8 protein-coding genes are annotated in these 15010 nt (G+C 69.1%); 6 read left to right on the top strand and 2 right to left on the bottom strand.

Annotated elements, in window-relative coordinates:
* On the bottom strand, positions 1-4655 hold a 4655-nt coding region (locus tag ABD067_RS06825; RefSeq protein ID WP_343894452.1), incomplete at its 3' end, for a peroxidase family protein.
* 622 nt (positions 4656-5277) lie between these two features.
* On the opposite strand from ABD067_RS06825, the gene ABD067_RS06820 reads away from it, so the two are divergent.
* The 5 genes from ABD067_RS06820 to ABD067_RS06800 all read left to right on the top strand — a co-directional run bounded on the left by ABD067_RS06820 (position 5278) and on the right by ABD067_RS06800 (position 11602).
* Complete coding sequence (locus tag ABD067_RS06820) at positions 5278-6552, top strand: glycosyltransferase (RefSeq protein ID WP_343894451.1); 1275 nt, start codon at positions 5278-5280, stop codon at positions 6550-6552.
* Entirely contained in the window at positions 6549-7664 is a 1116-nt protein-coding gene (locus ABD067_RS06815) for a hypothetical protein (protein ID WP_343894450.1), read from the top strand. The genes ABD067_RS06820 and ABD067_RS06815 overlap by 4 nt, the downstream gene beginning before the upstream one ends.
* A gap of 3 nt (positions 7665-7667) precedes the next feature.
* Complete coding sequence (locus ABD067_RS06810) at positions 7668-9482, top strand: glycosyltransferase (RefSeq protein ID WP_343894449.1); 1815 nt, start codon at positions 7668-7670, stop codon at positions 9480-9482.
* A gap of 1 nt (position 9483) precedes the next feature.
* The gene (locus ABD067_RS06805; RefSeq protein ID WP_343894448.1) at positions 9484-10656 is read left to right on the top strand and encodes a polysaccharide pyruvyl transferase family protein; all 1173 of its coding nucleotides are present in this window, start codon (positions 9484-9486) and stop codon (positions 10654-10656) included.
* 88 nt (positions 10657-10744) lie between these two features.
* Positions 10745-11602 carry a glycosyltransferase family 2 protein gene (locus tag ABD067_RS06800; RefSeq protein WP_343894447.1) on the top strand — a complete coding sequence of 286 codons (858 nt, stop codon included), beginning with the start codon at positions 10745-10747 and terminating at the stop codon, positions 11600-11602.
* 291 nt (positions 11603-11893) lie between these two features.
* On the opposite strand, the gene ABD067_RS06795 is transcribed toward ABD067_RS06800, so the two are convergent.
* Positions 11894-12163, bottom strand: a complete 270-nt coding sequence (locus ABD067_RS06795; protein ID WP_343894446.1) for a hypothetical protein — start codon at positions 12161-12163, stop codon at positions 11894-11896.
* A 517-nt stretch (positions 12164-12680) separates the two neighbouring features.
* On the opposite strand from ABD067_RS06795, the gene ABD067_RS06790 reads away from it, so the two are divergent.
* On the top strand, positions 12681-15010 hold a 2330-nt coding region (locus ABD067_RS06790), incomplete at its 3' end, for a tetratricopeptide repeat protein (RefSeq protein WP_343894445.1).

Below are 15010 nucleotides of genomic sequence, written 5' to 3'. Positions count from 1 at the left end.
CCGCCGTCCAGCGTGTCGTCCCCGGCCCCGCCCAGCAGCGTGTCGGCGCCGCCGTCGCCGAAGGCTTTGTCGGCCCCGGCCGTCAAAGTGGGGTTGTCGTTGCCGACGCCGCCATTGAAGAGGTCGCCCACGACCGCCGTTGCCGCGGAGATCAAGGTCTCGGTGGTGGCCCCGCCATCGGTGAACCTGACCACGGCCCGGAGCTGGTGGTTGACCTGGGCCTGGAGCGGCGTGAAGGACGCGCCGGTCGCGCCGGCGATGTCCGTCCAGGTGGCGCCATTGAGCGATTGCCACTGATACCGGAAGCCGCTGAGCGGGGGCAGCCCGTCCACGTCGGAGATGCCGGCCACCGAGGCCGTCAGCGCTTGGCCCTCTGTCGGGGTGGCGTCGCTGATGATCGGGCTGCCGCTGGCCGGGGTGTTCAAGATGACGGTCTGGTCGGCGAACCTCGCCCGTTCGACGTTTCGAAGCGTGTCTGTGCCGTCGTCGAAGACGCTACCGGGCTGCACCGGGTTGGCGTGGACCACCCTGAACGACCCGTCGCCGAGGCTTGTGATCGTGTATTCGGACCGGTTGCCGCGGAACACGGCGACGTCGGTGTCGTCGGCGCCATCGTCCTTCAGGATCTCGCGGGCGATGGAGATCTGGCCGGGGTTGATCGTCCGGTCGAAGATCAACGCGGTGAGGGACTTGCCGCCGTAAAGGGCGGTTCCGCCGCTGCCGATGACCGCGCCGGTCATGCCTTCGGCCGAACCGATTTCGTTCCCGCTGGCATCGCGCACCCGGATGCGCACGTTGAGCCAAGCGTCGCCGTCGATGAGGTCGTTGCCGCCGCGGCCCTCGATCGTGTCGCTGCCGCCGCCGCCGAGCAGGATGTTGCCGGCGTCGAAGGCCACGGCCCTCTCCAGGTCGGCGCCCGGCGCCGTGGGCGCCGCCGCGATCATGTCGCCCAGGAGGGCGCGCAGGCCAGCGATGCGGTCGACGCCGGCGTGCGACAGCTCGTTGTTGTCGAGGCGACCCTCAACCAAGCCGGTGTCCGGATCGACTTCGCCGTCCCCAGGCCCGACATTGGTGCGGTTGTCGCCCCTGAGGACGTCGTTCTTCTCCCAGCCTGACAGCGCCTCCACTTGGTCGAAGCGGTCCCGGAGGATGTCCGCCTCGTCGGTGGTGAAGATGCGGGTGAGCAGGTCGGAGTCGGCCGCCTCCCGGTTCCCCTTGTGGATGGCCCAGTCGAAGCCGAACATGCCCTCGTTGCGCATGACGCTTTCGCCCTGGACCATGATGTCGTCGCCGGACTCCGCGTCGAAGTCCTGCTCGTCCGCGCCGGCGAACATCACGTCGTGGCCGATGATGGGCGAGTTGAAGAGCAGTTCGGAGTTGTCGCCGGCGATGCCGTCGAAGCCGCCGCCGCCCTCGATCCAGTCGTCGCCCTCGTTGCCGAGCAGGAAGTCGGCGCCCTCGCCGCCCAGGATGAAGTCGTTCCCGGTGCCGCCGAAGGCCTCTTTGCCGTCCGGGCCGGTGACGATGTAGTCGTGGCCCTGGTTGCCGAAGATCAGCGCGAGGCCGCTGCCGCCGTGGATGGCGTCGTTGCCCTCCTCGCCGTGCAGCATGTCGGTTTCGCCGATGTCGGTGCCGGAGTTGGTGATGATGTCGTCGCCCTGGCCGCCGTGGATCTTGTCCACGCCGTAGCCTGCCTCGATGCGGTCGTTGCCCTTGCGCGCCCAAACGCTGTCGTCGCCGCCGCCGGCGATGATGTGGTCGTCGCCGTCGGTGCCCTGGATCAGGAAGTGGTCGTTGCTGTTGATGCGGACGTACTCGTCGACCCCGTCGCCGTTGGTGTCCCTTCGCTCGACCATCTTGGAGACGGCCTCGAGGAACGGGTTGTCGTGCTGCGGGTCGACGTGCCCGAACCTCGCCTGCTGGGCGCGGTCGAGGTACACGACGTGGTCGGGCACCGAGAAGATGTCGCCGGGGAGGGCATAGCCCGTCTCGCCGAGATCGGTGTTGTTGAGCACCATCTTGGCCAGCGAGTTGTTCTCCAGCTCGTTGAGCAGGTTCAGGCCCTGGACGCGCGAGAGGTAGTAGAAGCGGTCGGCGTTCTGCAGGTTCTCGAGCTGGAGCTCGAAGATGAAGGAGAAGGTAGAGCCCAGCATCCCGCCGAACGCCATCTTCTTCTCGGCCAGGCCGCCCACCCAGAGGTCGACGTCGTCGAGGCCGCCCAGCTTGTCCGCGTAGAGGCCCGTGCCGTTGAGGAAGGCTTGGCGGTCGGCCTCGTTCAGCGAGGGGTCGCCGAAGACCAGCTTCATCGCCGCTTCGCGCTTGGCCTCGACGGTGGCGGCGCCCGTGATGGTGGCGTGCGTGCCGTAGGCCGCGACGAAGTTGACGATGGATGCCGGGTTCTTGAGGTTCAGCGCGAAGTCGAGCCAGCTCGTGTAAGGGTCGAGCTGGGTGTCGCCGTTCGCGGCGCTCTTGAACTGGGCGCGGGCCTCGTTCAGCGACGGGATGCCGGTTTCGCGGCCGCGGGCGATGTTCAGCGCCGCGAGGTCGAGCGGGATGCCGACGAGCTGGTTGCGCAGCACGTCGGTGACGAACTCGTCGATCTCGTTGCCGACCTGGCTGGTCATGCCGCGGATGATGGCGCCGGCCGCGACCTCGTGGCTGACCGTGCCCGACCCGAAGGCGAGGGGGTTCAAGAAGGCCTGGAACAGGTCCATCCCCTGGTCGCTGCCGTCGGCGCCGGTGGCTGCGACCTGCTGGTTCAGCATGGAATGGCCGAAGCGGTACACGACGTGGGCGAACTCGGCGAAGATGGCCGGGTTGATGTCGACCGACGGGTTGAAGACGAAGGCGTCCACGTCCGGCTGGACCTTGCGGGCGAACTCTTCGAACACGAGGTGCTGGTACTGCATCTCGGTCGTGAAGCGCGCCGCTTGGAACAGGCGCTCGCCGTCCCAGGAAAGGGTGGCGGCGAAGGCCTTAATGGCCTCGGCGTCGCCCGCCGGCGGCAGCGCGGCGCCGGCCGGCAGGTCCACCAGGAGCCACTCGTTGAGGAAGGCGAGGTCGCCGGACTCGACGGCCCGGACCTTGACCTGCTCGACCGTGCGGTTGTGCTCCGAGTGGAAGATGTGGTGGACCGCCGAGAGGCCGATGTTCTCGTTGCCGCGGCCGTCGCCCGTGACGTAGTGCGCGTCGAGCAACTCGTCGTCGTAGAAGCGGCTGGCCGAGAGGTACTGCGGATTCGTGGCGCTGACCGGCTGGTTGGGGTTGAACTCGGGGTTGACGCCGACCTTCAGCGGGTTGGCGCTGCTCACCGGCAGGAGCGGGTCGTAGTTCGGGTTGTCGATCAGGGTGACGCCCAGGCCCGGGGCGTCGTCGTGGTCCGCGTACATCTTCTGCCCGCGGTCGTTCACCGTTTTCGCGGCATGGGCGATGTCGTCGAGGAAGGCGTGGCCGGTGCGGAAGGCGCCGACCGCGGCCGGGTTGACCGGGGCCGCGGGGTTGCCTTCGACGAGCACGTCGTCGCCGCCGCCGAACTTGCCGTCAGCGCCGAGGCCGACCACGAGCTGCGGGAAGCCGTTCGGCCCGCGGATGAACTCGCCGTACTGGTCGACCGCGAAGAGCGGGATGTTGCCCAGGTCGGCGTCGGTCAGGTCGATGCCGAGCATCTCACGGGCCTGCTGCTTCACGTCGGCCCAGGTGGCGAGGCCGCGGTCCCCTTCGAGCAGCTTGCCGGTGGCCAGCGGCTTGCCGTCCACCATCGCGTACTCGCGCAGGAACATCTGGTGCGAGGCGTGCGAGGTGTAGGTCTGGTTCTGGTCGACCCAAGGGGTGACGGTGTTCTCGCCGTTCCCGGTGGTCCGGGTCAGCGCCATGAAGTTGGTCTGCGGGCTGGCCGGGTTGTAGAGCGGGTCGTCCGCGGCGAGCGGGATGAAGACCGTTCCGCCGTTCTTGTTCACCAGGTCGAGACCATGGTCGAAGAACTGGCCGAATAGGGTGAACCAGCCATTGTATGGCGCCGACAGGCCCTCGTCCGGCGCCACGTTCGGGATGATGACGCTCTTGCCGTCCATCTCCACGCCGTGTTCGCCGAGGGAGGCGTTGAGCGCGGCTTGAGCGCTGGCCCTGGCTTCTTCGGTCGTCGCGGCCTTCACCGCGGCGTAGGCGGCCCTGATTTCGTTCAGCGCCTGTGTCAGCGCCGCGCCCGTCACGCCGGTGTGTGTCAACGCCGCGTAGATCGCCGCCGGGTTTTCCAGGGTTTGGTCAACGATTAGGTTGGATATGATCCGGGGATCGGCGTCGACCACATTCCCCGGCGTGCCGTAGTCGTTGTTGTTGCCTGGCACGTAGCCCGGCGGCATCGCGTCATCGCCCTCGTTGCGGTAGTCGGGCTGCGTGATGCGCGGGAATGGGTTGTCCGCGGCGCCCCACTGCTCGCGGCCTTCCACGAGGTTGTTGTAGCTGCCGTCGATGGTCCGCAGCCCATAGGGGGAGAGGTTAGCCGGGATCGCCGGCGTGGACGGCGCGCCGGAGTCGGTCACGACGTTGCCCTGGGCGTCGACGCGGATTGCCGTCAACGGCGTGCCGCCCGAGTGCGCTTCGGCGATCTTGATCTGCCTCAGGATGAACTCGAGATCGTTTCTGACCAGCTCGACCATCTTTTCCGTTCTTTCCTGCGCGTCTCGGAGTTGGAACCGCGGCAGGAAGATCGAGTATCGAAATAATAACGTCCAGTAAACAAAACTTCAGCGATTCCGAAACGGCAAGCTTGCCGGTTCCGGTAGTATTGTGTCGGAACAGCGGTGGTATTCCTTATTCTGCTGCCCTCGTATGTTGCGAGTCCGATAAAGTAGCTATCCCGACTCAGTGACGAGTGCGGAATAATGGATTATGATCTCCTGATAATGTGACTTAACGATTGTGTGTGTCTCGATCCCTGGGTATACGCAGCGGAGTTAGCAGGGGTCGCCCGATGCTCCCAAGGGTTGTGGTTCAGGGTGTCGTGGCCCAGCGTGCGCAAGCCACCCAAGGGCTGGCCAGCGCAACGGCGTCTGCGCGCCCACAACCCCCTTCGCCCGAGACGCCCCGTCCAGCCGCCGGTCTGCCCGTCGGCGGGATCGGCCTCGGACGGACCCTCACCCATCGATCGGCCGTGGCGTGAGCGGCGCGACCAGCGACATGGAACTCGAAAGTGCCCCCGCCGCACCGGCCGTCCCGGAAGTGATTCGGGTTCCTGGCGTCATGCGCCAAGCGGCAAGGGCGCGGCGAGCGCCAGCGCGCGTGCTCGTGCTGTCGCACATGCACCCCAAGGCCTCGCGCGGCGGCGCCGAGATCGCGGCCTACCAGCTTTACGGCGCTTTGAGGGAGGAGCCGGGCGTCAAGGCTTGGTTCCTCGCCGCGAGCGGCGGCCGCTTCCCGGAGCGGCTGGGCGCGCGCCTCCAGCAGCCCTTCGGCCAAGACGAGTTCGTCTACACCGGCACGGGCTTCGACCATTGGATCCATGCGAACCCCGATCCGGAGTTCCCCGCCGAGCTGGGAGCTTTGCTCGAAGAGCTACGGCCGGACGTGGTGCACCTGCACCACTACACGAACTTCGGCGTCGAGGCCTTGCTGGGCATCCGCCGCGCTCTGCCCGACGCGCGGATCGTGCTGACGCTCCACGAGTACCTGGCCATCTGCAACCACTTCGGCCAAATGGTGAAGCGCCCGGGTTTCGGCCTGTGCGAGCGCTCCGGCCCGCGGGATTGCGCCCGGTGCTTCCCCGAGCGCTCCGAGCAGGACTTCTTCCTGCGCGAACTCTACATCAAACGCTTCTTCCGCTTGGTCGACCACTTCGTCTCCCCGAGCCGGTTCCTGGCCGAGCGCTACGTCGCGTGGGGCCTCGATCCGGCGACCGTCTCCGTGATCGAGAACGGGATGCCCGAAGCGGGCCCCGACGCCCTGTCGCCGCCGCCCGCCCCCGGCGACGAGGTGGTGTTCGCCTTTTTCGGCCAGATCTCGCGCCTGAAAGGCATCGACGTCCTGTTCGACGCCGCGGCGTTGCTGGAGAAGGACGGGGTCGCCGGCCTGCGCATCGAGGTGCATGGCGACTATTCGGGCCAGCCCCCGGAATTCCGCGCGGCTTTCGAGAAGCGCCTCGAGGACACGCCGGCGAACCTCCGCCACTGCGGACCCTACGAAAACGCGCGCGTGCACGAACTGATGCGGTCGGCGCACGCCGTGCTCGTCCCCTCCGTCTGGTGGGAGAACTCGCCCCTGGTCATCCAGGAGGCGCTTCTCAACCGGCGCCCGGTCGTCTGCTCCGACATCGGCGGCATGGCGGAGAAGGTGCGTGACGGGTTGGACGGCTTCCATTTCCGCGCCGGCTCCGCGCACGCGCTCGCCGCGCTCCTCAAGCGCCTCGCCGCGCAGCCGGAAAGGCTGGCGGCGCTGCAGGCGACCATGGCCACACCGCCGTCGCTCCGCGAAACCACGCGGGCGACGCGACGCCTCTACAGCAGGCTTCTCGAGTCGCGCCGGCCTGCCGCGGCACCCCAAGAGGAAGCAATCGCATGAGCTTGCGCGGATCGGTCGACAGCCTCGACGTCGAAGGCGCTTCGGGCTGGATCTTCGACGGCGACCGGGGCCTCCCCGTGGTCGTGCAAGCCATGCTCGACGGCCGCGTCATCGGCGACGCCCCGGCGGACCTCTCGCGCCCGGACCTCGCTTCCGCCGGGCTCGGCGACGGCCGTTGCGGTTTCCGGATCGCCTTCTACGACGCGTTGGACCCCGAGGCGCTGCCGTTCGTGTCGATCCGGCCGCAAGGCGGCGACGTGGAACTGCCGCGCACCAACCTGACCGGCTTCGGCGAGTACTTCCGGGCTTTGCACGCGCGCTCCCCGGGGGCGGGGAGGCACCGCAGCGTCTTCGGGGGCCTGTGGACCGACCGAACGGACGCCCCGCGGCTGCTCGCCGGGCGGGTCGCCTCGGGCGCGACGCCCGCCGACCTCGTTCCCGCGCTCAGGTCGATAGTCGGCGACGGCTACGTGGTGTTGAAGAGCGCCCTCGCGCCGACCGGTTTCGGTGCCGCCGATCTGGCGCTCGTCGACTCGCTCGAGGGCGGGCGCCCGCTCGACCCGCGGTCGGATCAGGCCGCGCACCGGCTGCTGGGCGCGCTGCCCGGCGTCGTGTTCCGCGACGTCGCCCTCCGCGTCCTCCGCGCGGCGCTGGACGACAACCCGGTCATCTACCGCGCGGCGCTCACCCGCGGCGGCGGCGGCGGCGCCTTCGTCCAGCCGAGCGCGATCGAGGCGTTGCCGTCCCCGGCCGAATGCGTCGCGGTGGTCGCCTGCATCGGCAACGAGCCGGTGCTGCTCGACGTCGCGCGCGACAGCCACAAGCTGCCGGAGTTCACGGCGGGCGGCCGCTCGCGCTGGCTGGTGGCCGGCGCCGCCGCCGGCGTGGAGGTCGCCCTGCAGCACGCGCTGTCGGTGGAGCACGTGGAGATCGGTCCGCTGGACCTGGTGCTCGTGGGGCCAGGCACCATGCACCGGCTGCGCGCCCCCGAAGGGGCGGCGGCCATCACCGCCTGCTGCGCGCCGTCGCGGCTCGGCCCGTCCCGCTTCATCGCGGGCGAGGGCGGGACCTTCACCGTGCGCCACCACTCCGGCGCGCTGCTGGCGGTCTGACGCATGGCGCCCCCGCACGCGACACGGATGGACGCGGCCGCCGCCCCCCGCCCCGGCCCGGCGGAGGCCCCGGCCGCGCAGACCCAAGACGGCTTCGTGGACTTCTTCGGCTACGCGGCCGCGGCCGGCGGTTGGCTCTTCTGCGGCTGGTCCGCCGAGCGTTGGGGCGACGGGGACGGGGCGGTCGCCGCCCACTTCGAGCAGGCGCGGGTCACGGCCGAGGCGTTCACTTGCTGGCACGAGCGGCCGGACCTCGGCGGCGCCGGGACGGGCCTGGTCGCGTTCCTCAAGGTGCCCGGGCGGGCGGTGGGCAACTTCCGGGGGCTGGAGGTGCGGGTGGGCGAGCGCCGCCTGCGCCTGCCCGCCAACCGTCCGCTGGTGCACCTGCGCGAATCCGAGCTGCTGCCCCGCGCCCGCCAACTGCTGCTGGCGGCGGAAGGCGGGCAGCGCTCCCGCCTGCTCGGGCTGCTGTCGCGGCGGCCCTACCTCGGCCACGACACCTTGGCGGACCTGCCGGTCCCGGTGCAATTCGAGGTGGACGAAACCGTCCTCGCGCCGCCCGACGGCCTGGCGCTGGTCGGTTGGATGCTGGACCCGACGGAAAGCGTCGCCGCCGTCCGGGTCCGTTCCGGCGCGCTCGCCTCGGAGCCCCTGTCGGAGCGCTGGCTGCGCACGGCGCGGCCCGACGTGGTGGAGGATGTCGGCGCCCGCTTGGGCGTGACGGACCCGCGCTGCGGCTTCGTGGCCTACGCGCCCGCCTGCATGGGGGAGAGCGCCGCGCCGCTCCACGTCGAGGTGGAGCTGAAGGGCGGCGAGGTCGGCTACAAGGGCTTGCCCGCGCCCAAGCTCCGCGGGAACGCGGCCGTCAAGCGCGTGCTGGAAAGCGTCCGGCTCGCCCAGGACGAGATCGCACCGGCCTTCGACCGCGTGCTCGGCCCGCCCCTGGTCGCCATCAACCGCGCCCGGCTGGCGGGGCCCCGGCCGCGCGCGGTCGTGCAATTCGGCGAGCCCAACCCCGAACCCGTCTGCTCCGCCATCGTGCCGCTCTACGGGCGCATGGACTTCGTGCTGTACCAGCTCGCGCTCCTGTCCGCGCAGGACGACTTCGCCGCGCACGAGCTCATCTACGTGCTCGACGAGCCGGCGCGGAAGCAGGAGCTGCTCGACCTCGCGCACTCGGCGCACCGGCGCTTCGGCGTGCCCTTCCGCGTCGTCGCCCTGGAAGAGAACCTCGGCTACGGGCCGGCCAACAACGTCGGCTTGGCGCACGCCCGCGGCGAGTTCGTCTGCTTCCTGAACTCGGACGTGATGCCGGACGGGCCGGGCTGGCTCGACCGGATGGTGGAGGGCCTGCGCGCCGACCCGTCGCTCGGCGTCGTCGGCGCCCGGCTGCTGTTCGAGGACGGCACGGTGCAGCACGACGGGATGGCCTTCGAGCGCCTGCCGCAGTTCGGCGACTGGCCGTTCCCGATGCACCCCGGCAAAGGGCGGCTGCCGCGCGGAGCGGCGCCGGCCTTGGCGGAAGCGGAAGCGGTCACCGGCGCCTGCATGGTGCTGCGCGCCGACTTGGCGCGCGAGCTCGGCGGCTTCGACGAGGACTTCGCCATCGGCGATTTCGAAGACACCGACCTGTGCCTGCGCATCCGCCGCAAGGGCCTGCGCTGCGCGGTGGACCGCGGCGTGCGGCTATACCACCTGGAGCGACAATCGCAGGTGACGCCGGACAGGATGTGGCGGTTCCACGTCACGCTGCTGAACGCGTGGACGCACACGCGGCGGTGGTTCCCTGAAGTTGCACTCGCCGCCAAGGAGGCGTGAGATGAAGGTTGCTTACCTAGCAGAAAATGTGGGCGCGGTCCCGCAGCCTTGGCGCATCAACTCCGACGCGCTGATGCGCCAAACCGGTCTCAACATCGGCAACTTGGCGTTCTGGTACGGGGCACGGCTGTTGTTCGATGCCGAGCTTCACTTGGTGGGCTGGCACACCAAGCCGAACCAGGTTCCCGCGGACGTGTCGGCGCTGGTCATTCCCGCCGCCAACTTCATCAACGAAAGCGCCGACCTCTCGCAACTGGCCGAGCTCGTGCGCGGTCTCGACCGCCCGGTTTTCCTGCTTGGCATCGGGGCCCAAGCCGAGTCCGAGGATCGGCCGCCGCAAGTCAAGCAAGGCGTGATCGACTTTTTGAAGGAAGTATCCGCACGCACGCCGACGATTTGCGTCAGGGGCGAGTTCACGGCCCGCGTCTGCGAACAGCTCGGCATCACCCGCACCACTGTTCTGGGCTGCCCTTCGATCCTCATCAATCCGCGCCATGATCTCGGGCGCGAGCTCGCCCGGCGCATCTCAGCGCTCTCGGCCGGGCCGCTCGCAATCCACGCCTCCTGCGTGAAGCACAGCCTCCAAAGCGTCGAACGCGAACTGGTCCGCTTGGCCCGGCTGAACCCAGGATCCAGCTACGTGGTTCAGCGCCCTGTCGAGTTCATCAAAGCCGCGTTGGGCGAGCCGTTGAACGACGAGGAGAATAGGTACTTGGCGCAATGCACGAAGTTCATGGGTTTCGGTGCGGACCAAGAGGCGTTCACCAACTTCCTGTCCACGCACCTCTACGCGCCGGACTCGGTTGATGGCTGGCTGCAGTACCTCAGGCGCTTTTCGGCCTCCGTCAACACACGGATACACGGCACGGTCATGAGCGTGACAGCCGGCCTTCCGGGCCTTTGCATCACGCACGACACGCGGACGCGCGAGTTGGCTCAGCAACTTCGGGTACCGCACCTGGACGTTCGTAAGTACATCGAGAGTCGCTACTCCCTCCAAGAACTGTTCGCCCAGAGCGGCTTCGACGGCAAGGCATTCGACGAAAACAGGGCGCAAACGGCGGCGACCTACTGCGGCATCATTGAAGCGCTCGGCCTCAAACCCTCAGGCCAACTCCTCGCCTTGGCAGCCGGACCGGCATCCATCCCTCAATCGGCCGCGCTCGCTGCCTAGCAGCGAGCGATCCCCAGCCACAAAAAGGACAATCAGGCTGAACCGCCGCCGGAACGCGCGCGACCGGCCCTCCTCCAGGACTTTATAAGTGAGCGATACCGGCATGAAAGTCTGTGCCATCACTAACGTTTACAACGAAAGCTTCAACCTTCCGGTCTGGATCAGGCACTACACGAAACAACTTGGCGGCGGGTGCTGTATGGTGGTCGACCATGGCAGTGACGATGGATCGACAACCAATATCGACTACAACGCTTCTGTCATCCGCCTGCCGCGCTCGCCCTTCGACGACGGGAAGCGGGCAAACTTCATCACGGATCTCGCAAGAACGTTGCTGCGTGAGTTCGACGTGGTGCTTTACACAGACGCCGATGAGCTTTTGATTGCCGATCCGCGCAAGTTCGCAAGCTTACGCGAGTTCCTCGCCCGTGATCAGCGCGATTTCTACACCGCTTATGGTTTGAACCTAGTACATAAGATTTCCGTTGAGGACCCCTACGACGCGTCGCGTCCGATACTCGCACAGCGCCGACACGTGCAGTTCGTGGCGCCCATGTGCAAGACGCTGATCTGCCGTAAGTCGATAGGCTGGACTGGTGGGTTCCACGGCAGCACCGCCCCGGTCAGCTTCGGTGGCTTGTACCTGCTGCACACGCGCTGGATGGACGTTTGTCAGAACCTGACGAGGCTGCACACGACCAGGAGCATCGAATGGGCGAACGAACAGCGCACCCACCACAAAGCCGAGTACCCAGATACGGTGCGAAAATTCCTGAACTATGACACTTGGCCTGTCCAAGAAGATGCAGACTTCCATTTCAGCAACGAGGTCGCGGCGCTGACGGCCGGCACCGAGATCATCCATAGGGCTTACCGGCTCCCGCAGAACGTCCGCCCCGAAATCATGTTCAAGCTGCCGGGCTGGTTCGACGCCGCGATCGTCTAACATCGGCCGGGATCGCCAAGGTCCTGAAAAGAGGCGACCAGTGAGGATGCTGAACGTAAGTCGCCGACAACCATGGTGGCGGTATGCCCGTTCGTGAGTTCGATCCAAGCCGCGCAGGACACTGGGCTTTGCGCGGCTTGGTCCTTCTCGTTCATGGTTGCGGTGCCCAATCCCGCGCCGAGACTGCGCTGGACTTGGTTGTCGTAGCGCCGGCGGGGCAGGCCGGGACGCTCTACAGGCTCGCCGCTCCGCCTTCGAGTGGACGACCCCGACGTGGTGACGAATTACCCCTCACTGCTCGATCCGGGCAGCGCGTTCCGCAACCTCGATACTTGGGACAGCCTCGGAGCCGTTCTGCTCTGCACGGTACGTCACATCAAAAATGGAAACGGCACCATGAATCGCGATCTGCAGTATGATCCGTTGCGGATTGAGCGATGCTTGTGGTGCGGCCTGTGCATAGGCGACCTTGGCGCCTCGGCCATGAAGCTGCGTACCACCACCGTCGCGGATCGCCGTGGCGCGCGAGGATAGCCAAAGCCGTTCCGCGATGATGGACACCCAGTTGCTCTCGGCCGATCTCTCGGACGATAGCCCTGTCCAGCTCCGCGGCTACCTCGACGGCGGCGATCCACGACTCGGGATCAGGGGTTGGGCTGCCGACCTGTCGGACCCGGGACGTGCCCTCCATATAGAACTCTGCGCGGACGCGGCCGTCGTCGCGAGCACGACGGCCAACCTGCGGCGCGACGGTATCCGGCGGCCGGGCTTCGACCGATCCGACGTGGGCTTCAGCTTCGCTCCCGGTGACATACAAGCGGGCTTGGCCGCACGAGGCGTCGCCGGCGACACGCGCCTCTGGGTAAGGATAGCGGGCACCAACTTCTCCTTGCGCTGCGCGACGCCGCTGCCGTCGCCCGCAAAGTTCGCGGCGGCTCGCGCCGGCGGACCAGCGGGGACCGGGAAAGCCGCACCATCCGGCCATCCAGCAACGCCCCCCGCGCCGGACCGGGCGCATGACCCAGCGGCCGACGCCGCGGCGCCGCCCGCGAGCAAGCCGGCGGGCTTCGCCGACCTCATGAAGCAGGGCACCGCCGCCCGCGCCGCCGGCGACCACGAGGCCGCGCTCGCCCTCTTCCGGGACGCGCTCCAGCAAAGGCCCCGCGAGGCCTGGGCACTCATGTCCGTGGCCGACACGCTCCGCGATCTCAACCGCCACGACGAGGCGGACGAGGCCTGTCGCGCCATGCTGGCCGAGCACCCGGGGCACCCGGGCGCGCTGGTGGCGCTCGGGCGCTCGCTCCGGCGCCGCGGCGACGCGGCCGGCGCGCTGCCCTTGTTCCAGGCCGCGCTCGAACGGAAGCCGCCCGCGCCCTGGGTGCGCACGGCCCTGGCCGACGCGCTGCGCGACCTCGGCCGCCACGACGAGGCGGACGAGGCCTGCCGCGCCGTCCTGGAGGACGACCCCGGGCATGTGGGCGCCCTGGTCGCGCTTGGACACACCGCGAACGCCAGGGCGGACCGCGCCGCCGCGGCGGCTTGGTTCGACCGCGCGGCGCAGGCCCGGCCCGACGCCCCGGGCCCGCGCTTGGCCTTGGCCGACGCCCTGCGGAACCTTGGCGATTTGGGCGCCGCGACGGAGGCCGCCAAAGCCGTGCTCGCGCGGGACCCGGGCCACGTCGAGGGCTGGATCAGCCTGGGCCACACCGAGCGCCGGGCGGGCCGGCGGGACGCCGCGCTCCGGGCCTTTGCCCGCGCCTCCGAGCAGAAGCCGGACAGCCCCCGGCCCCTGGTCGAAATGGCCATCGAAGAACGCCGCCTCGGCCGGCCGGAAGCGTCCGAGCGCCTGCTCTTCCGGGCGCTCGAGCTCGACGGCGACAGCGCCGAAACCTTGCAGCGGCTCGGGGAACACTTCCGTCTGGCGGACAAGCGGGGCGAAGCGCTGGACATGTTCCGCCGGGCGATGGCGACGTCGCGGCCGTCGGCGTGGGCCTACGTGGCCGCGGGGCAGACCCTCGTCGAGCTTGGGGAGCTGGACGCCGCGCTGCGCACGCTCGACGAGGGCGAGGCGCGCCTCGGCGCGAAGCCGGAGTTCGCCGCGAAGCGCTCCGAACTGTTCCGCCGCACCGGCGACTGGCCCGGCGCCCTCGCCGTCGTGGAGCGGGCCGGGCGGACCTGGCCGCGCCACTTCGGCATCTGGTTCGAGCGCGCCAGCCTGGAGCGGCTGCGCGGCGGGCCGGGCGACTTCGCCGAACGCATCGGCGAAGCCCCGGTGGGCAACACCTTCGACCGCGCCCGCGTCCACCTGCTGCTGGGCCTGGAGGCCGCCGACCGCTGGCGCTTCGACGAGGCGCAGGAGAACTACGCGCGCTCCATCGAACTGAACGAGGACGACGGCTGGCCGCGCATCTGCCTGGCGCAGACGCGGCTGCTGGCGCTCGACATCGAGGGCGCGCGGGAACAGTTGCGGGCGGTGTCGCGGCTGGACTCCTCGGCCGCCAAGCTGCAAGGCCGCTCCAGCAACATTTCGCAGACGCACCTCGGCCAGCTCCTCGACGAGTTCGTGCTGGACCGGCAGGCCCTGGACGGGCTCCTCGCCTTGAAGGGGCTCGCGCCGGAGGAGCGCGTCGCGCCGCTGCTGTCGCTGGTGGCGCGCTTCCCCGACTACACGCCCGCCGCCATCGCCCTGTTCACCGCCCTGCGGCAGTCGGGCCGCCTCGGGACAAGGCCGGCGGCCGCGGCGCCGGCGCGCATCCCGCGCGTCTTCGCGCAGTACTGGGACGACGACGCCGGCCCCCCGCCCGACCTCGCCCGCGTCATGGGGAGCTGGGGCAAGCTGTACCCCCGCTACGACCTGAGGCGCTTCGACGACGCGCGGGCCCGCGCCTTCCTCGTCCGCTTCCACCCCGCCGAGGTGCAGGCCGCCTACCGCCGCTCCCGCCAGCCGGCGCAGAAGGCCGACATCTTCCGGCTCGCCTACCTCTACTCGCAAGGCGGATACTACGCCGACGCGGATGACCGATTGGTCGGCGATCTGGAGGATTTGCGCTTCCCGGGCGCGGGCTTGGTGCTTTACCAGGAGGATATCGGCACCATCGGCAACAACCTCATCGGCGCGGTGCCCGGCCACCCGCTGATCGGGCGCGCGCTCCGTTCGGCCGTCGAAGCCATCAACAGGGGCGACAACGACATCCTGTGGCTGTCCACCGGCCCCGGCATGCTGACGCGGGCCTTCGCCGGCCTGCTCGCCGATCACGGCCGCGAGCCCCTGGCGGCGCTGGACGACGCGGTGGTGCTGGAGCACGGCGAACTCCAGCGCACCGTCTCCATCCACTGCTTGGTGGGCTACAAGAACACCGAACGGCACTGGAGCCGCACCGCCTTCGCCCGCCGGGTCGCCGCCGCTGC

The sequence above is a fragment of the Craurococcus roseus genome, assembly GCF_039523795.1.
Lineage (GTDB): Bacteria > Pseudomonadota > Alphaproteobacteria > Acetobacterales > Acetobacteraceae > Craurococcus > Craurococcus roseus.
The sequence above is the reverse complement of the archived record's forward strand: the minus strand, read 5'-3'. Positions and strand labels throughout refer to the sequence as shown.

Coding starts and splice junctions, on each gene's coding strand:
- ABD067_RS06815 (WP_343894450.1), top strand. CDS start 6,549: ATGAGCTTGCGCGGATCGGTCGACAGCCTCGACGTCGAAGGCGCTTCG.
- ABD067_RS06810 (WP_343894449.1), top strand. CDS start 7,668: ATGGCGCCCCCGCACGCGACACGGATGGACGCGGCCGCCGCCCCCCGC.
- ABD067_RS06805 (WP_343894448.1), top strand. CDS start 9,484: ATGAAGGTTGCTTACCTAGCAGAAAATGTGGGCGCGGTCCCGCAGCCT.